The sequence below is a fragment of the Streptomyces sp. NPDC056734 genome (assembly GCF_042790455.1).
Classification (GTDB): Bacteria; Actinomycetota; Actinomycetes; order Streptomycetales; family Streptomycetaceae; genus Streptomyces.
In genome coordinates this window covers 132,441-155,481 of record NZ_JBHTZD010000009.1, presented here as the reverse complement: position 1 = coordinate 155,481, position 23,041 = coordinate 132,441, and the positions used below count along the sequence as shown (strand labels likewise).

At 71.2% G+C, this 23,041-nt stretch carries 23 protein-coding genes and 2 pseudogenes; 24 read left to right on the top strand and 1 reads right to left on the bottom strand.

Translation table 11 applies throughout. The annotated features are described in order from the left end of the window. Nucleotides 1-689: 689 nt before the first annotated feature. The 21 genes and pseudogenes from ACFRFC_RS15970 to ACFRFC_RS15870 all read left to right on the top strand — a co-directional run bounded on the left by ACFRFC_RS15970 (nucleotide 690) and on the right by ACFRFC_RS15870 (nucleotide 18,404). The gene (locus tag ACFRFC_RS15970; protein WP_382689882.1) at nucleotides 690-1,289 is read left to right on the top strand and encodes a hypothetical protein; all 600 of its coding nucleotides are present in this window, start codon (nucleotides 690-692) and stop codon (nucleotides 1,287-1,289) included. 308 nt (nucleotides 1,290-1,597) lie between these two features. Then, nucleotides 1,598-2,017 carry a 30S ribosomal protein S16 gene (gene rpsP, locus ACFRFC_RS15965; RefSeq protein WP_382689884.1) on the top strand — a complete coding sequence of 140 codons (420 nt, stop codon included), beginning with the start codon at nucleotides 1,598-1,600 and terminating at the stop codon, nucleotides 2,015-2,017. A gap of 5 nt (nucleotides 2,018-2,022) precedes the next feature. Continuing rightward, nucleotides 2,023-2,262 carry an RNA-binding protein gene (locus tag ACFRFC_RS15960; RefSeq protein ID WP_252426112.1) on the top strand — a complete coding sequence of 80 codons (240 nt, stop codon included), beginning with the start codon at nucleotides 2,023-2,025 and terminating at the stop codon, nucleotides 2,260-2,262. 257 nt (nucleotides 2,263-2,519) lie between these two features. Beyond that, a complete protein-coding gene (gene rimM / locus ACFRFC_RS15955) occupies nucleotides 2,520-3,197 on the top strand; it encodes a ribosome maturation factor RimM (RefSeq protein ID WP_382689887.1) in 678 nt (225 codons plus the stop codon). Then, the gene (trmD, locus tag ACFRFC_RS15950) at nucleotides 3,197-4,030 is read left to right on the top strand and encodes a tRNA (guanosine(37)-N1)-methyltransferase TrmD (RefSeq protein ID WP_382689889.1); all 834 of its coding nucleotides are present in this window, start codon (nucleotides 3,197-3,199) and stop codon (nucleotides 4,028-4,030) included. Before rimM ends, trmD begins: the two co-directional genes overlap by 1 nt. A 135-nt stretch (nucleotides 4,031-4,165) precedes the next feature. Next, nucleotides 4,166-4,516 carry a 50S ribosomal protein L19 gene (rplS, locus tag ACFRFC_RS15945; protein WP_345583563.1) on the top strand — a complete coding sequence of 117 codons (351 nt, stop codon included), beginning with the start codon at nucleotides 4,166-4,168 and terminating at the stop codon, nucleotides 4,514-4,516. 45 nt (nucleotides 4,517-4,561) lie between these two features. Continuing rightward, entirely contained in the window at nucleotides 4,562-5,302 is a 741-nt protein-coding gene (gene lepB / locus ACFRFC_RS15940) for a signal peptidase I (RefSeq protein ID WP_382689891.1), read from the top strand. After that, nucleotides 5,295-6,383, top strand: a complete 1,089-nt coding sequence (gene lepB / locus ACFRFC_RS15935) for a signal peptidase I (protein ID WP_382689893.1) — start codon at nucleotides 5,295-5,297, stop codon at nucleotides 6,381-6,383. Before lepB (ACFRFC_RS15940) ends, lepB (ACFRFC_RS15935) begins: the two co-directional genes overlap by 8 nt. After that, on the top strand, nucleotides 6,274-7,266 hold the full coding sequence (lepB, locus tag ACFRFC_RS15930) for a signal peptidase I (RefSeq protein ID WP_382689895.1): 993 nt from the start codon (nucleotides 6,274-6,276) through the stop codon (nucleotides 7,264-7,266). The genes lepB (ACFRFC_RS15935) and lepB (ACFRFC_RS15930) overlap by 110 nt, the downstream gene beginning before the upstream one ends. A gap of 190 nt (nucleotides 7,267-7,456) precedes the next feature. Continuing rightward, nucleotides 7,457-8,230, top strand: a complete 774-nt coding sequence (lepB, locus tag ACFRFC_RS15925; protein WP_382689897.1) for a signal peptidase I — start codon at nucleotides 7,457-7,459, stop codon at nucleotides 8,228-8,230. Then, nucleotides 8,220-8,747, top strand: a complete 528-nt coding sequence (locus ACFRFC_RS15920; protein ID WP_382689899.1) for an NUDIX hydrolase — start codon at nucleotides 8,220-8,222, stop codon at nucleotides 8,745-8,747. The genes lepB (ACFRFC_RS15925) and ACFRFC_RS15920 overlap by 11 nt, the downstream gene beginning before the upstream one ends. Nucleotides 8,748-8,803: 56 nt before the next feature. Further along, nucleotides 8,804-9,112: a DUF2469 domain-containing protein gene (locus ACFRFC_RS15915; protein WP_003965949.1), complete on the top strand. Its 309-nt coding sequence runs from the start codon at nucleotides 8,804-8,806 to the stop codon at nucleotides 9,110-9,112. A gap of 171 nt (nucleotides 9,113-9,283) precedes the next feature. Beyond that, the gene (locus ACFRFC_RS15910; protein ID WP_382689901.1) at nucleotides 9,284-9,646 is read left to right on the top strand and encodes a YraN family protein; all 363 of its coding nucleotides are present in this window, start codon (nucleotides 9,284-9,286) and stop codon (nucleotides 9,644-9,646) included. 1 nt (nucleotide 9,647) lies between these two features. Further along, entirely contained in the window at nucleotides 9,648-11,273 is a 1,626-nt protein-coding gene (locus ACFRFC_RS15905) for a YifB family Mg chelatase-like AAA ATPase (RefSeq protein ID WP_382689903.1), read from the top strand. A gap of 287 nt (nucleotides 11,274-11,560) precedes the next feature. Beyond that, complete coding sequence (dprA, locus tag ACFRFC_RS15900; RefSeq protein WP_382690123.1) at nucleotides 11,561-12,688, top strand: DNA-processing protein DprA; 1,128 nt, start codon at nucleotides 11,561-11,563, stop codon at nucleotides 12,686-12,688. Nucleotides 12,689-12,963: 275 nt separating this feature from the next. Beyond that, the gene (whiG, locus tag ACFRFC_RS15895) at nucleotides 12,964-13,809 is read left to right on the top strand and encodes an RNA polymerase sigma factor WhiG (RefSeq protein ID WP_382689905.1); all 846 of its coding nucleotides are present in this window, start codon (nucleotides 12,964-12,966) and stop codon (nucleotides 13,807-13,809) included. A 118-nt stretch (nucleotides 13,810-13,927) separates the two neighbouring features. Beyond that, entirely contained in the window at nucleotides 13,928-14,485 is a 558-nt protein-coding gene (locus ACFRFC_RS15890) for a TetR/AcrR family transcriptional regulator (RefSeq protein ID WP_382690125.1), read from the top strand. 149 nt (nucleotides 14,486-14,634) lie between these two features. Continuing rightward, complete coding sequence (locus ACFRFC_RS15885; protein ID WP_382689908.1) at nucleotides 14,635-15,636, top strand: LacI family DNA-binding transcriptional regulator; 1,002 nt, start codon at nucleotides 14,635-14,637, stop codon at nucleotides 15,634-15,636. 28 nt (nucleotides 15,637-15,664) lie between these two features. Next, nucleotides 15,665-16,756, top strand: a complete 1,092-nt coding sequence (locus tag ACFRFC_RS15880; protein WP_382689909.1) for an ABC transporter substrate-binding protein — start codon at nucleotides 15,665-15,667, stop codon at nucleotides 16,754-16,756. Then, a pseudogene (locus ACFRFC_RS15875) lies at nucleotides 16,753-17,586 on the top strand (carbohydrate ABC transporter permease). The gene ACFRFC_RS15880 and the pseudogene ACFRFC_RS15875 overlap by 4 nt, the downstream one beginning before the upstream one ends. Beyond that, nucleotides 17,583-18,404, top strand: coding sequence for a carbohydrate ABC transporter permease (locus tag ACFRFC_RS15870; RefSeq protein WP_382689911.1), 822 nt, complete (start codon nucleotides 17,583-17,585; stop codon nucleotides 18,402-18,404). Before ACFRFC_RS15875 ends, ACFRFC_RS15870 begins: the two are co-directional and overlap by 4 nt. A gap of 674 nt (nucleotides 18,405-19,078) precedes the next feature. On the opposite strand, the pseudogene ACFRFC_RS15865 reads toward ACFRFC_RS15870, so the two are convergent. Continuing rightward, nucleotides 19,079-19,639: pseudogene (locus ACFRFC_RS15865) on the bottom strand (murein hydrolase activator EnvC family protein); the annotation flags it as partial. Between the two features lie 313 nt (nucleotides 19,640-19,952). Here ACFRFC_RS15865 and rpsB point away from each other — a divergent pair. From rpsB to pyrH, 3 genes are all read left to right on the top strand, one after another. Beyond that, a complete protein-coding gene (gene rpsB / locus ACFRFC_RS15860) occupies nucleotides 19,953-20,939 on the top strand; it encodes a 30S ribosomal protein S2 (RefSeq protein ID WP_382689913.1) in 987 nt (328 codons plus the stop codon). A gap of 184 nt (nucleotides 20,940-21,123) precedes the next feature. Further along, complete coding sequence (tsf, locus tag ACFRFC_RS15855; protein ID WP_382689916.1) at nucleotides 21,124-21,960, top strand: translation elongation factor Ts; 837 nt, start codon at nucleotides 21,124-21,126, stop codon at nucleotides 21,958-21,960. Nucleotides 21,961-22,175: 215 nt separating this feature from the next. Next, on the top strand, nucleotides 22,176-22,937 hold the full coding sequence (gene pyrH, locus ACFRFC_RS15850; RefSeq protein WP_382690127.1) for a UMP kinase: 762 nt from the start codon (nucleotides 22,176-22,178) through the stop codon (nucleotides 22,935-22,937). Nucleotides 22,938-23,041: the final 104 nt, after the last annotated feature.

The window sequence follows — 23,041 nt, the reverse complement described above, 5'->3', positions numbered from 1 at the left end:
CCTCATGCCAGGTAACTCCTGGCGCGCGACCGCGTCCAGGGGTCACGGGGCCCCGTTTGCCCTGCGCCCGGCCACTTGGCGAGATTTCACGTCCCGGAAACCTGGGACGCCCATAGGGCGTCACTTGCGCGGCGACCGGCCGGAACCCGGCCCCGGCGCTCACTGGCCGGAACTGCCATGGACGGCGTCGGCGCATCGCCGCGCGGGGGCCCGCACCGGTGGCGAGCCGCCGGCGCACGGGCGGACCGGCGGGTCGCGGCCCGGCACGAAGGGACGCCAAGAAGGGTGACGCCGTTCCGGCCAAGGTCGGCGGCGCGTGGGACCGGGCGTACGGGAGCCGCCGTACCGCGTCCGGGCCGTGCGGGCGGCCGGTGTCATGCGGGGACGGCGGGCGCGATACCGTCGGGGGCGTCACGCGCGCCGACCCGGACGGGTCCCGTGCGCCGGACAGGCGGCCGAAACGCCCCTTGCGCAGGGGGCGGCCACAGCGAGCCCGGCGGAGTGATGCCGCGTACACGGGGATTCGTAGCGCGGCCTACGCACCGGCTTGGTACGGACTGTGAGGCTTCTCCGCAGATCAGCGCACCCGCCCTCGTCAGGACGCATCAGCGGCAACTGACGGGTACGTGCAAATTATTTGAGATGCCCCGGAATAGGAACACAGCGCAACCCCGGCTCGTTGTCATTACGTGAGCACGACACCACCTGTTCTCGCCGCAGAGCTGGCGCAGGCGTGGGCCGATATTCAGCGGTACCACCCCGAGCTGCCAGATCTAGCCGCGCCCGAGTCCCTGATCGGAGAGTCCTCGTCCGCCTGCGGGCATGAGCTCTCCTTCGAGCGACTGCTCCATGAGGCAGTCCATGGCATCGCCGCCTCGCGCGGCGTTCGCGACACCTCCCGCGCCGGTCGGTACCACAACCGCAGATTCCTCGCGATCGCCGAGGAACTGGGGCTGGACCACCCCGACGAGCCGCATCCCAGCAGTGGCTTCTCACTGGTCACGCTCAACCCCGAGGCCAAGCGCCGCTACCGCTCCACCACCGAGCGGCTCCAGCGCGCGCTGAAGGCGCACACGGCGGCGACCGCGTCCGACACCACCCGCTCCTTCAGAGGTCCGGCGGCCCGTCATGGGTCCTCCGGGGGTGGTGTCCGGGTCAAGGCGGTCTGCGACTGCGGGCGCAATGTCCGCGTCGTCCCGTCGGTCCTCGCCCAGGCCCCGATCATGTGCGGCGGCTGCGGGAAGCCGTTCCGCATCCCCGAGGTGGTCGGCGCGGGCGCGGCGAGCTGAGCGTCCCCGGCATCTCGTGGATGTCGGGGAGCGGCCGCCGAGCCGTTCGCCCGCCGTGCCCCCAGCGGGACGGCGGGCCAGGGGCGCCGGGCCCCGTGCCGCTGGGCCTTGGCGCCCCTTAGGCGTGCCCTGTCACACCCTCGGCCAAAGCGCCCCACACCGTGTGGCACAATGGCAAGCTGTACTCGACAGTCGCACAGGACCCCTCTCTCCTCCGGCTGACGCGTCCATCGGGCACTCGGGTACCGCAACCCCACGCGGCTTTCTCGCCGTGCCCCATCACGTCAAATCCAGGAGAACCCACTCCCGTGGCAGTCAAGATCAAGCTGAAGCGTCTGGGCAAGATCCGTTCGCCTCACTACCGCATCGTCGTCGCCGACTCCCGCACCCGCCGTGACGGCCGGGCGATCGAAGAGATCGGCAAGTACCACCCGACGTACCACCCGTCGGTGATCGAGGTCGACGCCGAGCGCGTGGCGTACTGGCTGGGTGTCGGCGCGCAGCCGACCGAGCCCGTGCTCGCCATCCTCCGCAAGACCGGCGACTGGCAGAAGTTCAAGGGCGAGCCCGCCCCGGCGCCGCTGCTCGTCGCCGAGCCCAAGACCACGCGTCCGTCGTTCGAGGCTCTCGGCGGCGACGACGAGGGCAAGGGTGAGGCGATCACCCAGAAGAAGAAGGCGGAGAAGAAGGACGAGGCCGCGGCCGAGTCCGAGTCGGCCGGGGCCTGAGCACCATGCTCGAAGAGGCGCTTGAGCACCTCGTGAAGGGCATCGTCGACAACCCCGACGATGTGCAGGTCGCCTCGCGCGACCTGCGCCGCGGGCGGGTGCTGGAGGTCCGGGTGCACCCCGACGACCTCGGCAAGGTGATCGGCCGCAACGGCCGCACCGCACGCGCTCTGCGTACCGTCGTGGGCGCCATCGGCGGACGCGGTGTCCGGGTCGACCTCGTCGACGTGGACCACATCCGCTGACGACGTGGACCACGTCCGCTGACGTCATTCGCTGACGCTGAAGGAACACCGGCTCGGGCCGGGGAGGGCCGCCTGGCCATCCCCGGCCCGTCGTCGTGGGACGGTCGGGTCGTCGTGGGACGGTCGTGCGGACGACAATCCACGAGCTGAAATCCCACGAGCCACGGACGAGATACGGACGACATGCGGACGAGATACGGCAGCCGTGCGGACGGCGTACGGCCGGGGTCCAGGAACGTGACAGGAGATCCAGCAAAGTGCAGCTCGTAGTCGCACGGATCGGCCGCGCCCATGGCATCAAGGGCGAGGTCTCCGTGGAGGTACGTACCGACGAACCGGAGCTGCGGCTCGCGCCCGGTGCCGTCCTGGCCACCGACCCGGCCGCCACCGGGCCACTGACCATCGAGACCGGGCGGGTGCACAGCGGCAGGCTGCTGCTGCGCTTCGCGGGCGTGCAGGACCGCACCGCCGCCGAGGCGCTGCGCAACACCCTGCTGATCGCCGACATCGACCCGGAGGAAATGCCCGAGGGCGACGACGAGTACTACGACCACCAGCTGATCGACCTGGACGTGGTCACCGCGGACGGGGCCGAGGTCGGCCGGATCACCGAGATCTCGCACCTGCCCTCGCAGGACCTGTTCATCGTGGAGCGCCCGGACGGCAGCGAGGTGCTGATCCCGTTCGTCGAGGAGATCGTCACCGAGATCGACCTCGATGAGCAGCGGGCGGTCATCGACCCGCCGCCCGGGCTGATCGACGACCGCGCGGAGGTCGCCTCGACGCGGGACGAACCGGCGGACGGCGGGTCGCGCGGGGACTCTGCGGGGGAGTCGGCGGATGGGCCGCAAGGGGACTCGCCAGGTGACCCGAGGGGCGAATCGGCGGGCGACTCGCCGGGTGGGGCTGCGGGCGAGCGTCAGGACGGGTCCTGATGCGTCTCGACGTCCTCACGATCTTCCCCGAGTACCTCGACCCGCTGAACGTCTCCCTGGTGGGCAAGGCACGCGCGCGGGGGCAGCTCGACGTCCATGTGCACGATCTGCGGGCCTGGACCTACGACCGCCACAACACCGTCGACGACACGCCGTACGGCGGCGGTCCCGGCATGGTGATGAAGACCGGGCCCTGGGGCGACGCGCTCGACTCCGTGCTCGCCGACGGCTACGAGACGGGCTCGGGCGCCCCCGCGCTGATCGTGCCCACGCCCAGCGGGCGGCCCTTCACCCAGGAACTCGCCGTCGCGCTCTCCGAGCGGCCCTGGCTGATCTTCACCCCGGCCCGCTACGAGGGCATCGACCGGCGGGTCGTGGAGGAGTACGCGACCCGGATGCCGGTCCACGAGGTGTCCATCGGCGACTATGTGCTCGCCGGCGGGGAGGCCGCCGTACTCGTGATGACCGAGGCCGTGGCCCGGCTGCTGCCCGGCGTGCTCGGCAACGCCGAGTCGCACCGGGACGACTCCTTCGCGCCCGGCGCCATGGCGAACCTGCTGGAAGGGCCCGTCTACACCAAGCCCCCCGAGTGGCGCGGCCGGGACATCCCCGGCGTGCTGCTCAGCGGGCACCACGGCAAGATCGCCCGCTGGCGGCGCGACGAGGCGATGCGCCGCACCACGGCCCACCGGCCCGACCTGATCGAGCGCTGCGACCCCGGGACCCTCGACAAGAAGGACCGCGAGATGCTCTCCATCCTGGGCTGGGAGCCCGATCCCGAAGGGGCGCGCTCCGGCCGATTTTGGCGCAGGACCGAGGGCGTGGAACAATAGGCCGCTGTTGTGCGCCCGTCCGGCGTGCGCCCCTGCCACAGGGGGACACGACGCCCGCCCCGATCCGCACGGCACTCCTCACCAAGACCTAGTTTCCGTTGATGACCTGTGGCATCAGCGAGGAAAGCGAACGACATGTCTCACCTGCTCGACTCCGTCGACTCCGCGTCGCTGCGCAGCGACGTCCCCGCCTTCCGTCCCGGCGACACGGTCAACGTGCACGTCCGCGTCATCGAGGGCAACCGCTCCCGTGTGCAGCAGTTCAAGGGCGTCGTGATCCGCCGCCAGGGCTCGGGCGTGCGCGAGACCTTCACGGTCCGCAAGGTCTCCTTCTCCGTCGGCGTCGAGCGCACCTTCCCGGTGCACACCCCGATCGTGGAGAAGATCGAGCTGGTCACCAAGGGTGACGTCCGCCGCGCCAAGCTGTACTACCTGCGTGAGCTGCGCGGCAAGGCCGCGAAGATCAAGGAGAAGCGCGAGAACTGAGCGCGCCGAGGCGTTCGCGGCGGGGCCGGATAGCATCTGGCCCCGATGGACACCGAAGCACAGCCCATGGAGCGCGACCGCTCCTCCCGCCCTTCCGACTCCGGGACCACTCCGGAGGCCGAGGGACCGGAGGGACGGTCGCGTTTCGCATGGGTGTCCCGGATCAGCCAGGGCGATCAGCACGGCATCGCGCGCTGGCTCCCCGGCGGCCGGATCAGTCTGACCCTGCTGATCTGCCTGGTGTTCCTGCTGCTGCTGAACACGTTCGTGGTGCGGCCGTTCGAAATCCCCAGCGGATCCATGGAGCCGGGATTGAGGATCGGGGACCGCGTTCTCGTAAATAAGTTGGCGTACCGTTTCGGTGCCGAACCGCGGCGCGGCGAGGTCGTCGTGTTCGACGGCACCGGCTATTTCGGGGACGCCGCCTATGTGAAACGGGTCGTGGGGGTGGCGGGGGACCGGGTGGTCTGCTGCGACCAGGAGGGGAGGATCGAGGTGAACGGCCGGCCGGTCGACGAGTCCGGGTTCCTGTACCCCGGTGACACCCCGTCCACGGTGCCCTTCGACGTCGTCGTACCCGAGAGCAGCCTCTTCCTGCTCGGCGACCACCGCAGCGCCTCCAGCGACTCCCGTGACCACCTCGGCTCGCCCGGCGGCGGCATGATCCCCGTCGACCAGGTCATCGGGCGGGCCGACTGGATCGCCTGGCCCGCCGGCCGCTGGAGCCGGCTCACCCCGTCCGACGCCTACGCGCGCGTGCCCGACCCGGACGGCACCGATGGGTAACCGCGGGAAACCGCGCGGAGTGCCCAGCAGCCCCGCCGACGATCTGCTGCCCACCGGCACCCGCCGCACCGCCGCCCGCGGCACGGGACGCACCCGCGCGGAGCGCCGCAAGCTCCAGCGCAAGGTCAAGCGGCGCCGGCGGCGCTCGGCCATCAAGGAGATACCGCTGCTCGCGGGCGTGGCCGTGCTGATCGCCCTGGTGCTGAAGACATTCCTGGTCCAGGCGTTCGTGATCCCGTCCGGCTCCATGGAGCAGACCATCCAGATCGGCGACCGGGTGCTGGTCGACAAGCTCACCCCGTGGTTCGGTTCCGAGCCGCAGCGCGGGGATGTCGTCGTCTTCCGGGACCCCGGCGGCTGGCTCCAGGAGGAGGAGCCCGCCCAGCAGGCGGACGACCCGATCGTGATCAAGCAGGTCAAGGACGCCCTCACCTTCATCGGCCTGCTGCCCTCGGAGAACGAGAAGGACCTCATCAAACGGGTCGTCGGCGTCGGCGGCGACCGGGTGCAGTGCTGTGACGCGCAGGGCCGGGTGACCGTCAACGGCGTCCCGCTCACCGAGGACGACTATCTGTATCCGGGAAACGCACCCTCCGAAACCAGGTTCGACATCACCGTCCCCGAGGGCCGGCTGTGGGTGATGGGCGACCACCGCTCCAACTCCGCCGATTCACGCGCCCACCAGGACGCCGATTACGGCGGCACGGTCTCCGAGGACGAGGTGGTCGGCCGTGCCATGGTCATCGCCTGGCCCTTCGCCCACTGGTCCGCCCTGGACGAACCGAAAACGTACGCATCCTTGACCGACTCCGCGCCTGGGGCGACCGCCGGTCCCACGCTGTCGCATAGGGTTGCCTTCTACGATCCGAAAGCAATCCAGCTCCCGACCCCTGCGGAACTCCCGCTCGTTATGGGAGTGGTGGGCCTGCGTCGTGCATGGGGCAGGCGGCGGCACAGAGTGAGGAGTTGGCGTGGGGGATGTGGCGGTTGGCGCACGGTCCGGACACGACGGCGAGGAGCACCGCGGACGTCCCGTGGAAGAGTCCGCCCAGGCCGACGGCGCCGTGACCTCAGGCAATGAGGACGGTACGACGCCGGGGGCGCCCGGCGCCGCCGGTCCCGCGGGTCCGTCGGATCCCACGGCCGGCGACCGGGGGACGGACGAGATGCCGCCCCGGCCGAAGAAGCCGCGCTCCTTCTGGAAGGAGCTGCCGATCCTGATCGTCATCGCGCTGGTGCTGGCGCTGCTGATCAAGACGTTTCTGCTCCAGGCGTTCTCGATCCCCTCCGACTCGATGCAGAACACCCTTCAGCGGGGCGACCGGGTGCTGGTCGACAAGCTCACCCCGTGGTTCGGTTCCGAGCCGGACCGCGGCGAGGTCGTCGTCTTCCACGACCCGGACAACTGGCTGGCCGGTGAGCCGACCGCCGAACCCAACGCCTTCCAGACCTTCCTGAGCTGGATCGGCCTGATGCCGTCCTCGGAGGAGAAGGATCTGATCAAGCGGGTCATCGGAGTCGGCGGCGACACTGTCTCGTGTCAGGGAACCGGCCCGGTGATGGTCAACGGCAAGGCACTGGACGAGCCGTACGTCTACCCGGGCAACACCCCGTGCAGCATGGACGACCAGGGCGGCCAGTTCACGGTGGAGGTCCCCGAGGGCTTCATCTGGGTGATGGGCGACCACCGGCAGAATTCCCGGGACTCGCGCTACAACACCGCCGACAAGTACCACGGCATGGTCCCGGTCGAGGAGGTCGTCGGACGGGCCGTCGTCAAGGCGTGGCCGATCAACCGCTGGGGCACCCTGTCGGTTCCGGACACCTTCGACCAGCCGGGCCTCGACGACCAGCCCTCCAACGCGGCGGCGGGCCTGACGACGGCACCGAACGCGCTGGCGCTGGCCGCCGTGGTGCCGGTGGTGTGGTGGCGCCGCAAGGGCGTGGTCGAGAAGACGCGCTGAGCCCGACGGCCGGGCGCTGCGGCGGGGCGGAACCGCCGGACCGACGGGGTCCTCGTGATCGTACGAGGGCCCCGTCGTCGTATGTCGTCGTGTGGTTGCGGAGCCGGGCGGGGCGGGTGATCCGGGTGGGGCCGCCGGGGCGGTGGAAGGGCTGACCGGGGTGGGTGCGCCGCCGGTAGGGTGCGGGTCCATGGGTGGCGAGAGCACGACAGGTACGGCCCCTGGTGGGGGCGGTGGTCCGGCGGGCGGGCGGGCCGGGCAGTTGCTGTCCGGGGCGGCGGTGGCGCTGGGCCTGGTGCTGTTCCTCGGGGGGATCGGCTGGGGAGCGGTGGTCTACCGGCCGTACACCGTCCCGACGGGTTCCATGGCGCCGACCATCGGCGTCGGGGACCGGGTGCTGGCCGAGCAGGTCGACGGGGACGACGTACGCCGGGGCGATGTCGTCGTGTTCAAGGACGCCACCTGGGCGGACGCGCCCGTGGTGAAGCGGGTCGTGGCGGTCGGCGGGGACACGGTGGCCTGCTGCACCGACGGGAAACTGACGGTGAACGGTCAGCCGGTCGACGAGCCCTATCTGCCCGCGGGTGAGTCCGCGGAGGCGGCGGACTTCCCGGCGGTGACCGTTCCCGAGGGACGGATCTTCCTGCTCGGCGACGAGCGGCACAGCTCGCTGGACTCCACGGCCCACCTCACGGACGCGGCGAGCGGCACGGTGGCGCGCGACGCGGTCACCGGGCGGGTGGACGCCGTCGTCTGGCCCATGGACGGGATGCTGGAGCCGCCGAGCGGCTTCGCGGAGCTGGGGGCGCTGTCCGAGCCGGGACCCTTCCGTACGATCGTGGCGCTGATCGTGGGCGGGGCGGTGCTGGTGTCGGCGGGCGCCGCGTACGGGCCGGTGGCCAAGGGGGTGGCGGCGCGGGGGGCGGCGCGGCGGCGGGGGCAGGAGCCGGCGCGTGTCGGCTGACGGGGGTGCGGCGGGGGCCGAGGACACGTACCGGGGCGGGCTGCGGAAGGTCGCTCGGGTGGTGCTGCTGGATCCGCAGGACCGGATTCTGCTGCTGCACGGGCATGAACCGGACGATCCGGCCGACGACTGGTGGTTCACGCCGGGTGGGGGTGTGGAGGGCGACGAGAGCCGGGAGCGGGCCGCGCTGCGGGAGTTGTCGGAGGAGACCGGCATCACCGAGGTCGAGCTGGGGCCGGTGCTGTGGCGGCGCAGGTGCTCCTTCCCGTTCGCCGGGCGGCGCTGGGACCAGGACGAGTGGTACTACCTGGCCCGTACGACGCAGACCGTGACGCGGGCCCTCGCCCTCACCGAGCTGGAGCGGCGCAGTGTCGCCGGGGCGAGGTGGTGGACGTGTCAGGAACTGGCCCGGTCGCATGAGACGGTGTATCCGACCAGACTCGCCGAGCTGGTGCGCAGACTGCTCGACGAAGGTCCCCCGCCCAGGCCGGAGATCCTTGACACGGAAATCGTCTAGAGGCTCACGGGACGGGCGCACAATGGTGGGATCGCACGGCTGAAGGGGAACATGCCATGAGCGCCGAGGACCTCGAAAAGTACGAGACCGAGATGGAGCTGAAGCTCTACCGGGAGTACCGCGATGTCGTCGGTCTGTTCAAATATGTGATCGAGACCGAGCGGCGCTTCTATCTGACCAATGACTATGAGATGCAGGTGCACTCGGTCCAGGGTGAGGTGTTCTTCGAGGTGTCGATGGCGGATGCGTGGGTGTGGGACATGTATCGGCCGGCTCGGTTCGTGAAGCAGGTCCGGGTGTTGACGTTCAAGGACGTGAACATCGAGGAGCTGAACAAGAGCGATCTGGAGCTGCCGGGCGGGTGACGTGGGCTGGGGTGAGGTCCGGCGGGTGAGGCGGGGGCTGTCACTCCGGGTCTGCCACTCGTGGGTCTGTCGCTCGTGTGGGTGGCGGAGATATCCACAACCGGTCGGTAACTCACCAAGATCCACTTCTGGGTGGCGGGTGCGTGATCGTTGGCGCCAGGAGGTGCCGACATGAACGCACGAGACGCACTCGGCAGGTACGGCGAGGATCTGGCCGCGCGACGGCTGACCGAGGCCGGTATGACGGTCCTGGAGCGCAACTGGCGCTGTGGCAGGACCGGTGAGATCGACATCGTGGCGCGGGACGGGGACGTCCTGGTGGTCTGCGAGGTCAAGACCCGCAGGACGGGGTCCTTCGAGCACCCGATGGCGGCGGTGACGCCCGTCAAGGCGGAGCGGCTGCGCGGGCTCGCGCAGCGATGGACCCAGGAGCATGGGGGAGCACCACCCGGCGGGGTGCGCATCGATCTGATCGGCGTGGTCCTGCCCGAGCGCGGCGCGGCCGTGGTCGAGCACGCGCGGGGGGTGGCCTGAGATGGCGTTCGCGCGTACGTGCTCGGTGGCCCTGGTCGGTGTCGAGGGCGTCGTGGTCGAGGTCCAGGCGGACCTGGAACCGGGCGTCGCGGCCTTCACCCTGGTGGGACTGCCGGACAAGAGTCTGACGGAGAGCCGGGACCGGGTGCGGGCCGCGGTGGTGAACTCGGGCGCCGAGTGGCCGCAGAAGAAGCTCACCGTGGGACTCAGCCCGGCGTCCGTGCCCAAGGCGGGATCCGGCTTCGACCTCGCCGTGGCCTGCGCGGTACTGGGCGCCTCGGAGCGGATCGACCCGCGCGTGCTGGCCGACCTCGTGATGATCGGCGAGCTGGGCCTGGACGGCCGGGTCCGCCCGGTGCGGGGCATCCTGCCCGCGGTGCTGGCCGCCGCCGACGCCGGCTACGAACAGGTCGTGGTGCCGGAGTGCGCCGCCGCCGAGGCGTCGCTGGTGCCCGGGGTGTCCGTGCTGGGGGTGCGCAGCCTGCGGCAGCTGATCGCAGTCCTCGCGGACGAACCGGTGCCCGAGGAGGCCCCGGACGACCCGGGCAGGCCGGATCCCTTGCTCGCCGGACTGCGGGTGCCGGGCACCGGCGCCGCCACCGGTATGCACAGCGGGGGTGCCGCGCAGCACGACTCCGGGCACGATCTGGCCGACGTGGTGGGCCAGACCTCGGCGCGCACGGCGGTGGAGGTGTCGGCCGCCGGAGGCCACCATCTCTTTCTTGAGGGCCCACCGGGCGCGGGCAAGACGATGCTGGCGGAGCGGCTGCCCGCGATCCTGCCCCGGCTCGCCCGCCAGGACTCCCTGGAGGTCACCGCCGTGCACTCGGTGGCCGGACTGCTGCCACCGGGCAAACCGCTGATCGATATCGCCCCCTACTGCGCCCCGCACCACTCGGCGACCATGCAGGCGCTGGTCGGCGGCGGGCAGGGGATCGCCCGGCCGGGGGCCGTGTCGCTGTCGCATCGGGGAGTGCTGTTTCTCGATGAGGCGCCCGAGTTCAGCGGGCATGCGCTGGACGCGCTGCGGCAGCCGCTGGAGGCCGGGCATGTGGTGATCGCGCGCAGTGCCGGGGTGGTGCGGTTCCCGGCCCGGTTCCTGATGGTGCTCGCCGCCAATCCATGCCCGTGCGGGCGGTTCTCGGTCACCGGGGACCTGTGCGAGTGCTCGCCGGCCGCGATCCGGCGGTATCAGTCCAGGCTCTCCGGTCCGCTGCTGGACCGCGTCGATCTGCGGGTCGAGGTCGATCGCGTCACCCGCGCGCAGTTGCTCGACCGGGGCGCGCGGGGTGAGTCCACGGCGACCGTCGCCGACCGGGTGCGGGCGGCGCGGGAGCGGGCCGTGGCCCGGCTGGCGGACACGCCGTGGCGCACCAACAGCGAGGTGCCCGGACGCGAGCTGCGCACCCGCTGGCATGCCGCGCCCGGCGCCATGGACGAGGCCGAGCGCACTCTGGAGCGGGGCGCCCTGACCGCGCGGGGGCTGGACCGGGTGCTGCGGGTCGCCTGGACCGTCGCCGACCTCGTCGGCCACGACCGGCCCACCGTCACCGACGTCGCCCTCGCGCTGCAACTGCGGACGGGCGTTCCACGGGGGGTGCCCATGGCGATCGGGGCGTTGACGTGAGCGGGGGCGAATTCCGTGGCGGGAGTGGCGGGGGAGTGGGTGCGGGTGGTGGCGGGAGCGGGGGTGGTGGCGGGGTGTTCGGCCCGACTGGAGGTGCGGACGCCGATGCCGGGAGTGGGGGTGGTGGTGAGTTCGGTGGTGGGCTGTTCGGCCCGACTGGGGACGTGGACACCGATGCCGGGGGCGGGGGTGGTGTTGAGGCCGGTGGCGGACTGGGCGGCCCGGCCGGTGACACCGGCACCTGTGCCGGGACCGGTGGTGAGGGCGGTGGTGAGGTCGGGGGTGAACTGCTGGACCGGGTCTTCCTCACCCGGGTCATCGAACCCGGGGACGAGGTCGGGGGCCGGTGGGTGCGGGAGTTCGGGGTGCGGGAGGTGGCCCGGCGGGTGCGGGGCGGGCGGGCCCTGCCGGGGGTGAGCGATCGGCGGTGGAGTGGGCTGCGGGCGCGGGCCGGGCGGGCCGAGCCGGAGCTGGACCTGGCCGTCGCGCGGGCGGCCGGGGTGCGGTTCGTGAGTCCGGGGGCGGGCGAGTGGCCGGGGCAGCTCGACGACCTCGGGGACGCGCGGCCCCTGGGACTGTGGGTGCGGGGGCGGGCGAGTCTGCGGATATGGGCCCTGCGCTCGGTGGCGGTCGTGGGGGCCCGCGCCTGCACCGAGTACGGCGCCCATATGGCCGTCACCCTCGCCTGCGGCCTCGCCGAACGCGGCTGGGTCGTGGTCTCCGGCGGCGCCTACGGCGTCGACGGCGCCGCTCACCGGGGCGCGCTCGGGGCGGGCGGGGCCACCGTCGCCGTACTGGCCTGCGGAGTCGACAAGCCCTATCCGCGCGGGCACACCCAGCTGATCGAGAGGATCGCGGAACAGGGACTGGTCGTCGGGGAGTTGCCGCCGGGGGAACATCCGACGCCGAGCCGATTCATCCTGCGCAACCGGGTGATCGCCGCGCTCACCCGGGGCACGGTGGTGGTGGAGGCGGCGTACCGGAGCGGGTCACTGGTGACCGCGCGGGCCGCGCAGCGGCTGGGCCGGCACACGATAGGGGTGCCCGGTCCGGCGACCAGTGCCCTGTCGGCCGGGGTGCACGAGTTGCTGCGCGGGGGTGCCGAGCTGGTCACCGATGCCGCCGAGGTGGTCGAACTGGTGGGAGACATGGGCGAGCTGGCCCCGGTCCGGCGCGGTCCGGTGCTGCCGCGCGATCTGCTCACCCCCGCCGCCGGAAGGGTTCTCGCGGCGCTGCCCGGCCGCCGGGCCGCCCGGGCCGAGGAGATCGCGCGCGGCGCGCAGACCACGCCGGACGACACGATCGCGAGACTGTACGAACTCAGAGCGCTCGGGTTTGTCGAACGACACGGCGACGGCTGGAAGTTGACACGCCAGTCGGTGACGCGGGTCCGCGACGGTCGGAGCCCGGGTTGACCCAGGGTGTTCGGCCGTCCGGGGGAAGGTGGAATTCCTTGGGAAATGGCGCAGTTGGCCGGATTGCGTGATCGCGGTGAGTGATCGTCATGACCCGGTGGGGCGTCGAACGGAACGTATCTGCGCACCGCGCGGACCTCGTACTTCGCGCACCGCGACACTCCAGTCACGCTACGCTCACAAGGATCCGGTCCAGACCGGCCACCCACCAGACCGATGGCGCGACCACAGGCACCCCCGCACGAGCTTCACGGCAGAACGGCACAAGGCGACGAATGCCCCAGCACACCTCCGGGTCCGACCGGGCGGCGATCCCCCCAGCCGCCCGTGAGGGTGGCAGCATGCGACCGCCCGCTCCCTCCACGCTCGACGAACTGTGGCGCTCGTACAAGACCACGGGGGACGAGCGGCTGCGGGAGCAGCTGATCCTGCACTACTCGCCGCTGGTGAAGTATGTGGCGGGGCGGGTGAGCGTGGGGCTGCCGCCCAATGTGGAGCAGGCGGACTTCGTGTCGTCGGGGGTGTTCGGGCTGATCGACGCGATCGAGAAGTTCGACATCGACCGGGAGATCAAGTTCGAGACGTACGCGATCACCCGGATCCGGGGCGCGATGATCGACGAGCTGCGGGCGCTGGACTGGATCCCCCGGTCCGTGCGGCAGAAGGCACGCAACGTCGAGCGGGCGTACGCGACGCTGGAGGCGCGGCTGCGGCGGACGCCGAGCGAGTCGGAGGTGGCCGCCGAGCTGGGCATCCCGGTGGACGAACTGCACGCGGTGTTCAGCCAGTTGTCGCTGGCCAATGTGGTGGCGCTGGAAGAGCTGCTGCATGTCGGGGGGGAGGGCGGCGGCGACCGGCTGAGCCTCATGGACACCCTGGAGGACACCGCCGCCGACAATCCGGTGGAGGTGGCGGAGGACCGCGAGCTGCGGCGGTTCCTGGCGCGGGCGATCAACACGCTGCCCGAGCGGGAGAAGACCGTGGTGATGCTCTACTACTACGAAGGGCTGACACTCGCCGAGATCGGCAATGTACTGGGGGTCACCGAGAGCCGGGTCAGTCAGATCCACACCAAGTCGGTGTTGCAGCTGCGGGCGAAGCTGGCCGGATTCGGGCGCTGAAGGCGATCGTCGGGGGTGAGTGCGCCGGTGGGCGGGAGACCCGGGTGGTGTGCGCCACTCCCGAAGCGGTGGGTCCGTCCGTAAAGTGGTTGGCGTGCCAAGGATTCGAGCGGCCTCCGTGGCCGAGCACCGGTCGATGCAGCGAGCCGCCCTGCTGGACGCGGCCCGCTCCCTGCTGTCCGAGGGCGGGACGGAGGCGCTGACCTTCCCCGCACTCGCCGAGCGCACCGGGCTGGCGCGTTCGTCCGTGTATGAGTACTTCCGGTCGCGGGCGGCCGTGGTCGAGGAGCTGTGCCAGGTCGACTTTCCCGTCTGGGCGGCCGAGGTCGAGGCGGCGATGGGTGCCGTGGACGGGCCCGAGGCGAAGGTCGAGGCGTATGTCCGTAAGCAGCTGGAGCTGGTGGGGGACCGGCGGCACCGGGCCGTGGTCGCCATCTCGGCGAGCGAGCTGGACGCCGGGGCGCGGGAGAAGATCCGGGCGGCCCACGGCGGGCTGATCGCGATGATCGTCGAGGCACTGGCCGAGATGGGCCACGTCGAGCCCCGGCTCGCCGCGATGCTGCTCCAGGGGGTGGTGGACGCGGCCGTACGCAGGATCGAGCTGGGCGCGGCGGAGGAGCCGGGCGCGATCACCGAGGCGGCGGTGGGGATGGCGCTGCGGGGGGTCGGGGGCTGAGGGCGGGTCTGTGCGGCGGGGTGCCGTCGACTGTGGCTCGGGTGGGGTGACGCGGACCGGTCCATGCCCCCGCGTCGTCATTCACCTCGGCACAGGCATACTCGATCTTCGGCGGGCGCATCGGCGTCGGCATGGTCCGGAGGTAAGTGATGGCGCAGTCGGGGGCGGCGGCCCGCAGGGTGACGATCGACGATGTCGCCCGGCGCGCGGGGGTGTCCCGGCAGACGGTGTCACGCGCGCTGAACGACAAGGCGGAGATCGGCAACTCGACCAAGCAGCGGGTGCTGGACGCGGCGCAGGCGCTGGGGTACCGGCCGAGCCGGTTCGCGCGGGGGCTGGTGCGGCCGGACACCACCAGCATCGGGCTGGTCATCCCGGATCTGCGGAACCCGTTCTTCACCGAGGTCGCCGCCGCCGCGCTGGAGGCGGCGCGGGCGCGTGGCTGGCATGTCGTCGTCTACGACACCGCCGACAACCCTGATGAGGAGCGCGGGACGCTGGAGGTGATCGGGTCGCAGGTCGACGCGGTCGTGGGGTACTTCAGCAGGCCCGAGGACGAGATCGACCGGCTGGTGCGGGGGGTGCCCGTGGTGCTGATAGGGCGGGAGGGGCCCGCGGTGCGGTTCAGTTCGATCGTGGTGGACGGTAGCGCGGGCGTCGAGCGGGCCATCGGGCATCTCGTGGCCGGCGGGCACCGGCGGATCGGCATGCTCGATCACGCAGGGCGGGCCGAGCCGAGTATCCGGTACGTCTGGTTCCGGGCGGCGCTGGCGGCGCACGGGCTGGGTGAGGGGCCGGTGCGGCGGGCCGCGCAGAGCGTGGAGGGCGGGGAGCGGACGCTGGAGGAACTGCTGGCCGAGCATCCGGACGTCACCGCCGTCTTCACGTTCAACGACATCATCGCCATCGGCGCGTTGCGGGCCGGGCGGCGGCTGGGGCGGCGGATTCCGCGGGACCTGGCCGTGATCGGCTTCGACGGGCTGCAACTCGGCGCGCTCGTCGAACCCGCGCTCACCAGCGTCGCCCTCGACGCCCACCGCCTCGGCACGCTGGCCGTCCACCAGGCCGCCCGGCTGCTGACCGGCACGGGTCCGCTCGATGTGGAGTCGGAAATCGTCCGTGCGGAGCTGTGTGTGCGGGAGTCGGCCTAGGCGCGGTGCCTGTGTGAGGCCCGTGCGGGTGAGCGGCGATCTCACCCAGCGGCTGCTCGCCGCGCGGGCCGGCAACGCCTACGTGCCCGACATCACGATGATCGGCGACAACATCTCGCGCTACTTCGCCTTCAGTGATCGTTTCGTCGATCTCAACGGGCTGGGCGCGCGGCGGCTCGCCGAACGGTATCTGCCCTGGAAGTGGCAGGCCGGGGCCACGCCCGACGGCTTCCAGCTGGGATTTCCCCTTGATATCGGGCCCGCCGCGCTCTACTACCGGCAGGATGTCCTCGCCCGGGCCGGGCTGCCCAGTGAGCCCGCGGACGTGGCCGCCGCCGCGCCCACCTGGGAGGCGTGCTTCACGCTCGCCGACGAGCTGAAGCGGGAGCTGCCGGGGCGGTATGTGATCACCGACACCAAGATGGTGTTCACGTACTTCATGGCGCAGCAGTCGCGGAAGTACTTCGATCCGGGGAATCACTACCTGGACGATCAGTCGCATGTGCGGCACGCCTGGGAGCTGGCCGTGGAGGCGTATCAGCGGCGGCTGACCGCCGGGTTCGCCGGGTCGCAGAGCGTCAACGGGCAGTCCGTCGACCGGCACGCGGCCTGGGTCGGCGGCCAGGAGGCCGGGTTCGTCAGCGCCTCCTGGATCACCGGTGAGCTGAAGGGGTCCGCGCCGGAGACCGCCGGGAAGTGGCGGGTGTGCGCGCCGCCCGGCGGGGCCGGCAATCAGGGCGGGTCCTTCCTCGCCATCACCAGCGCGTGCCCCGAGCCGCAGGCCGCGTTCGACATCCTGAGCTGGTTGCAGAACCCGGCGAACCAGACCACGAACTACCTGGACATCGGGCTCTTCCCGGCCGGCCCCGAGGCGTTCGGGGATCCGCGGATCAGCGCGGGCGACCCGTTCTTCGGCGGTCAGTCCGCCGTACAGGTGTTCGCTCAGATCGCCGACCAGGTGCGGTACGCGTACTTCAGCCCCTGGGACATCACCCTCAGCGACACCTACACCGATGAGCTGACCAACGTCGAGCTCGGCGGCAAGGACCCGGAGGTGGCCCGGAGCGACGCCCGGACCAGTGTCGAACGGCTGCTGCGGCGGCAGGGGGTGCTGTCATGACCGCGTTGCCCGAGCCGGACCCGGCCATCGTCGGCCGGGGCGGGTCCGCCGAGGCCGCGGCCGCCGAGGCCGCCGCGCGCCGGCGCAGGCGCTGGCGGTATCTGCCGCAGTACGTCGCCGTCTCCCCGTTCTTCCTGCTCTTCGCCGCCTTCGGGCTCTACCCGGTGCTCTACTCCCTCTTCCTCGCCTTCCAGCGCTGGGACGGGGTCGGGCCGATGGAGTACGTCGGGCTGGAGAACTTCCGTTTTCATGTCGAACGTCACCTCGATCGTGGCGATGTCCCTGGTCTTCGGGTCGATCTTCAGCGGGCAGTTCGGCGTGCTGAACTGGTTGCTCGGGCTGCTCGGGATCGACGAGGTGCCCTGGCTGACCGACCCGTGGGCGATCCGCTCCGCCATCGCGCTGATGATCATCTGGCGCTGGACCGGCTACAACGCGATCATCTTCCTCGCCGGACTCCAGTCCCTGCCCGGCGAGGTCTACGAGGCCGCCCGCATCGACGGCGCCGGGCCGGTGAAGACCTTCTTCTCCATCAGCCTGCCGCCGCTCCGCCCCGTCCTGCTCTTCTCGCTCGTCATGTCCGTGATCGGCGGCATGCAGACCTTCGCCGAGGCCCAGGTGCTGCTCGGGGACCGCGGCGGCCCCGGCGCGGCCGGTCTGACCATGTCCTGTACTTCTACGGCACCGCCTTCGGGGACAGTGACTTCGGGTACGGCGCCGCCATCTCCTGGGGCATCTTCGTGGTCGTCGTCCTCTTCTCCATCCTCAACTGGCGCCTGCTGTTCCGGTCCGGGCGGGGCCGGAACAGCCTCGATGAGGGCGGGCGATGAGCACCCGCGGGCGCGTCCTGACATACGCCGCGCTGCTGATCGGCGCGGTGATCACCCTCTTCCCGTACTACTGGATGGCCGTGATGGCCTCCAACACCACGGGTGACATCTACGCCTCCCCGCCCAAGCTGGTCCTCGGGGACCAGTTGTTCCACAACGTGGGCGAGGTGTTCTCGCGGATCGAGTTCTTCGGGTCGCTGCTCAACACCCTCCTCGTGGCCATCACGACCACCCTCGCGGTGCTGTTCTTCGACTCGCTCGCCGCGTTCACGTTCGCCAAGTACACCTTTCCCGGCAGCAAGGTGCTCTTCGGGCTGCTGCTCGCCACCTTCGTGGTGCCGACCCAGCTCGCCGCGATCCCGCAGTTCTCGCTGATGGCCGAGCTGGGCTGGGTGGGCAGCCTCAAAGCGCTCGTCGCGCCCGCCGCGGCCAACGCCTTTGGCATCTTCTGGATGTGGCAGTACATCAGTGGCGCCCTGCCGGACGAGATCCTGGAGGCCGCCCGGGTCGACGGCTGCGGCTTCTTCCGCACCTACTGGCAGGTGGCGCTGCCGCTGCTCGGGCCCGCCCTCGCCTTCCTCGGCATCTTCACCTTCGTGAACGCCTGGAACGACTTCCTGTGGCCGCTGGTCGTCCTCATCGACTCCCGGCACATCACCCTCCAGCTCGCGCCGGCCCAGCTCAACGGCCTGTACGCGACCGACTACAGCGTCGTCATGGCAGGCACCCTCGTGGCCATCGTCCCGCTGCTGATCGTCTTCCTCTTCGGCGCCCGGCGCTTCGTCCGGAACGTCGCGGCGGGCGCCCTGAAGGGCTGAGGGAGTCCTGTGCCCCGGCGCCCCCGTCCCCTTCGTCCGTCCCGTTCCCGCCCTCTCCTGACCGGGCGCCGGGGTTGCGCGCCGCCGGGGTCCGGGTACGCGGGGCGCCTCGCGTACCGAGCGCCCCACGTACCCGGCGGGCGTGCCGGAGCCTCTCGCGCCGGGGCAGGGGCCGTCCGTGCGCCTGGCACGAGGGGCGAGCGCCTTGCCGCTGGGGCGCCGGTGATCCGGGCGCAGGGCGGAGGGGTCCGGGCGCCTGGCCGCCGGGCCATGGGCACTCCGCGCCCCGGGCACGTGCCCTCCGTTGCCGGGGCAGGGGTGCCCTATGTACCGGGCCGAGGGCCCGCTCACCCCGCCGCCCGCGCTTCGGGACCCCCCTGTAGCTGGCCCTGGTATCCCGGGCCGCCCGGTGCGAGTGGCGGGTGCCTTGCTGTTGGGGTGCTGGTACTCCGGGCATCCGACGCGAGCGCTGCATGCTGCCCTGATGCCGGGGCGCGAGCCAGTTGCGTCCCGGGCGGACGCGCCGACGCATGCCCCGGCGGCAGCGTCCCTTGCCGCCGGGGCGCCAGGGCAGCGGCACACCATGCACCGGCCCCGGCCCCCGCCCACCCTGTCCCCCACGCACCGGCACCCCCCATACCCGCCGCCCCCGACCCCCGCACCCCCCGCTCCCCAGGCACCGGCACCCCATGCACCGGCAGTAGGCGTGGCGGTGGTCCCTTGGTCAGGTGTTTTGGGAGTAAGGACAAGGGGTCGAGATATGTGTCCCCCCGGCGCAGGCCCCAGTGCAGGCAGTGGTTTGTGCAGTGGGAGGCGGTGGCGGGCTCCAGCCCGCCCAGGTGGGTGCCCGCCGGGATCGTGTCCCCCGCGCGGACCGACGCCCGGACCGGCTCGTACGTCGTTCGCAGGGGTGGGGTGCCGGTGCCGGGGAGTTCCACGGTGATCACGCCCTTGCCCGCGACCCGGCCCGCGAAGGTGACCCGGCCGGGGGTCGGGGACCGTACCGCCTGGCCGGAAGCCGCCGCCAGATCGATGCCGCGGTGGCCCGTGGCGTATGGCGTCAAGGGTGGATCCCAGCCACGCAGGACGCGGGGGCGGTCGCCCACCGGCCAGGTCACCGCGATGGCCGGGGTTGGTGAGGGGGGTGGTGAAAGGGCTGGTGGGGGTGGTTTCGCGTGGGCCTTGCCGGGCAGGGCGGTCACCGTGGTCACCGGGGTCAGGGGTGTCAAGGCCATGGTCAGCAGCGGTGCCAGCAGCAGGCGCAGGAGTCGGTTCATCGCCCCACCGTCGCGCAGCCGCGGCGATCATGGCCGGGAGCTGTGGACAACTCCGAGGTTGTGGACAACGGCGTCACCCGCCGCCTCGTGGGTCCCGTACACTTCTGGTGGCGACCCGGGCCACCGGGTCGACTTCGCACGCCCCGACACGGCGGCCGGAAACGGTCCCGGTCAGCGCCCCTCGGTCCCTAGTGGCACGGCGCGTCAGCGGGCGTCAGGCGCGGAAGCCGTCCGGCATCCGCGGCAACCGAGAACCAAGGAGAACACGGCCATGGCCGTCGTCACGATGCGGGAGCTGCTGGAAAGCGGCGTCCACTTCGGTCACCAGACCCGCCGTTGGAACCCGAAGATGAAGCGCTTCATCTTCACGGAGCGCAACGGCATCTACATCATCGACCTGCTCCAGTCGCTGTCGTACATCGACCGCGCCTACGAGTTCGTCAAGGAGACCGTCGCCCACGGCGGCACGGTCATGTTCGTCGGTACGAAGAAGCAGGCGCAGGAGGCCATCGCCGAGCAGGCCGCCCGCGTCGGCATGCCGTACGTCAATCAGCGCTGGCTGGGCGGCATGCTCACCAACTTCTCCACCGTCTACAAGCGCCTCCAGCGCCTCAAGGAGCTGGAGCAGATCGACTTCGAGGACGTCGCCGCGTCCGGTCTGACCAAGAAGGAGCTTCTCGTGCTCTCGCGCGAGAAGGCCAAGCTGGAGAAGACCCTCGGCGGTATCCGCGAGATGCAGAAGGTGCCCAGCGCCGTCTGGATCGTGGACACCAAGAAGGAGCACATCGCGGTCGGTGAGGCCCGGAAGCTCAACATCCCGGTCGTCGCGATCCTCGACACCAACTGCGACCCCGACGAGGTCGACTACAAGATCCCGGGCAACGACGACGCGATCCGCTCCGTCACCCTGCTCACCCGCGTGATCGCCGACGCCGTCGCCGAGGGCCTCATCTCCCGCTCCGGCGTGGCGACGGAGGGCAAGGGCGAGAAGGCCGCCGGCGAGCCGCTCGCCGCCTGGGAGCGTGACCTGCTGGAGGGCGAGAAGAAGTCGGACGAGGCCGAGGTCCAGACCTCCGCCGAGACCGAGAAGGTCGCCGACGCCGAGCAGGCCGACGCCCCGGCCGAGGCCACCGAGGCCACCGAGGTCACCGAGGCCGCTGCGGAGGCCCCGGCCGCCGCCGAGGCCACCGAGGTCGCCGAGGCCGCTGTCGAGGCCCCCGCCGCCGAGGCGCCCGCCGCCGACGCCGAGCAGGTCTGACGCACCCGGTCTCCCCGTAGACGGTGGGGGCGGTGACATGCACTCCGCCCCCACCGTCCAGCCGTAGGTCAGCCGGTCGTCCGCGAGCCCTCCCCGTAGGGAGAGCGGCTCGCGGACCCCGCCGATCTTCGATCTTCCAGACTTCGAGAAGATCTTCCAGACTTCGAGAAAGACTCACAGACTCATGGCGAACTACACCGCCGCCGACGTCAAGAAGCTCCGTGAGCTGACCGGCGCCGGCATGATGGACTGCAAGAAGGCGCTCGACGAGGCCGGCGGCGACGTCGACAAGGCCGTCGAGGCGCTGCGTATCAAGGGCCAGAAGGGCGTCGCCAAGCGCGAGGGCCGCTCCGCCGAGAACGGCGCCGTGGTCTCGATCATCGCCGACGACAACTCCTCCGGCGTCCTGGTCGAGCTGAAGTGCGAGACGGACTTCGTCGCCAAGGGCGAGAAGTTCCAGGCCGTCGCCCAGGCCATCGCCGAGCACGTCGCCAAGTCCGCCCCGGCCGACCTCGCGGCGCTGCTCGCCTCCGAGATCGAGGCCGGCAAGACCGTACAGGCGTACGTCGACGAGGCCAACGCCAACCTCGGCGAGAAGATCGTCCTGGACCGCTTCGCGCAGTTCTCCGACGGCATCGTCGCCTCCTACATGCACCGCACCATGCCCGACCTGCCCCCGCAGATCGGTGTCCTGGTCGAGCTGGACAAGCCGAACGCCGAGGCCGCCAGGGGCGTCGCGCAGCACATCGCCGCCTTCGCGCCGAAGTACCTCGCCAAGGACGACGTCCCGGCCGACATCGTCGAGAACGAGCGCCGGATCGCCGAGGAGACCACCCGCGCCGAGGGCAAGCCCGAGGCCGCGATCGCCAAGATCGTCGAGGGCCGGGTCAACGGCTTCTTCAAGGACGCCACCCTGCTCGGCCAGCCGTACGCGCTCGACCCCAAGAAGTCGGTCCAGAAGGTCCTGGACGAGGCCGGTGTCACCCTGAAGCGCTTCACGCGCATCAAGGTCGGCATCTGAGTCGTACCGCGTCCGTAACCGCGATCGACGCGCGATCCCCGGCGGAATCCCGCTAGGGTCGAACGCAGTCGTCCGCGCCACCCGCGCACTGCGTCCCGCACACGCGCGTGGCGGACGACGGCAGATCTGACGAGGAGGCCATTGCCGCGCATGGGAGCCACAACCCCCCACCGGCAATGGCCTTCTTGGTATGTGCACCACGTGAAAGAGGCGGGATTTCGATGACCAAGGCCCACAAGAACGACGACGGCAAGGTACGCGGCCGGTTTCTGCTGAAGCTGTCCGGAGAGGCGTTCGCCGGCGGTGGCGGCCTGGGCGTCGACCCGGACGTGGTCCACGCCATCGCCCGTGAGATCGCGGCCGTCGTCCGCGACGGCGCCCAGATCGCGGTCGTCCTCGGCGGCGGCAACTTCTTCCGCGGCGCCGAACTCCAGCAGCGCGGCATGGACCGGGCCCGCTCCGACTACATGGGCATGCTGGGCACGGTGATGAACTGCCTCGCGCTCCAGGACTTCCTGGAGAAGGAGGGCATCCAGTCCCGGGTGCAGACCGCCATCACCATGGGACAGGTCGCCGAGCCCTACATCCCGCTGCGGGCCGTGCGGCACCTGGAGAAGGGCCGGGTGGTGATCTTCGGCGCCGGTATGGGCATGCCGTACTTCTCCACCGACACCACCGCCGCGCAGCGCGCCCTGGAGATCGACGCCGAGGCGCTGCTGATGGGCAAGAACGGCGTGGACGGGGTCTACGACTCCGACCCCAAGACCAACCCCGACGCGGTCAAGTTCGACGCCCTCGGCTACGGCGAGGTCATCACCCGCGACCTCAGGGTCGCCGACGCCACCGCCATCACCCTGTGCCGCGACAACAAGCTGCCGATCCTCGTCTTCGAGATGCTGACCGAGGGAAACATCGCGCGCGCCGTCAAGGGTGAGAAGATCGGCACAGTGGTGGGTGACGAGGACAGCCGGGCCTGACCGGGGGACGGGCCCCGCCCGAGGACGGACCCTGACCGGGGGATGGACAATGACCTGACGGTCGGGAACCGTGCAGTAACAAGACGCGACGCAGCCGGCCGCCC

Bases quoted from the DNA above. Each gene is read 5' to 3' on its own strand.
- ACFRFC_RS15960 (WP_252426112.1), top strand. From the start codon at position 2,023: ATGCTCGAAGAGGCGCTTGAGCACCTCGTGAAGGGCATCGTCGACAAC.
- trmD (WP_382689889.1), top strand. From the start codon at position 3,197: ATGCGTCTCGACGTCCTCACGATCTTCCCCGAGTACCTCGACCCGCTG.
- rplS (WP_345583563.1), top strand. From the start codon at position 4,166: ATGTCTCACCTGCTCGACTCCGTCGACTCCGCGTCGCTGCGCAGCGAC.
- lepB (WP_382689891.1), top strand. From the start codon at position 4,562: ATGGACACCGAAGCACAGCCCATGGAGCGCGACCGCTCCTCCCGCCCT.
- lepB (WP_382689893.1), top strand. From the start codon at position 5,295: ATGGGTAACCGCGGGAAACCGCGCGGAGTGCCCAGCAGCCCCGCCGAC.
- lepB (WP_382689897.1), top strand. From the start codon at position 7,457: ATGGGTGGCGAGAGCACGACAGGTACGGCCCCTGGTGGGGGCGGTGGT.
- ACFRFC_RS15915 (WP_003965949.1), top strand. From the start codon at position 8,804: ATGAGCGCCGAGGACCTCGAAAAGTACGAGACCGAGATGGAGCTGAAG.
- ACFRFC_RS15910 (WP_382689901.1), top strand. From the start codon at position 9,284: ATGAACGCACGAGACGCACTCGGCAGGTACGGCGAGGATCTGGCCGCG.
- ACFRFC_RS15905 (WP_382689903.1), top strand. From the start codon at position 9,648: ATGGCGTTCGCGCGTACGTGCTCGGTGGCCCTGGTCGGTGTCGAGGGC.
- whiG (WP_382689905.1), top strand. From the start codon at position 12,964: ATGCCCCAGCACACCTCCGGGTCCGACCGGGCGGCGATCCCCCCAGCC.
- ACFRFC_RS15885 (WP_382689908.1), top strand. From the start codon at position 14,635: ATGGCGCAGTCGGGGGCGGCGGCCCGCAGGGTGACGATCGACGATGTC.
- ACFRFC_RS15870 (WP_382689911.1), top strand. From the start codon at position 17,583: ATGAGCACCCGCGGGCGCGTCCTGACATACGCCGCGCTGCTGATCGGC.
- rpsB (WP_382689913.1), top strand. From the start codon at position 19,953: ATGGCCGTCGTCACGATGCGGGAGCTGCTGGAAAGCGGCGTCCACTTC.
- tsf (WP_382689916.1), top strand. From the start codon at position 21,124: ATGGCGAACTACACCGCCGCCGACGTCAAGAAGCTCCGTGAGCTGACC.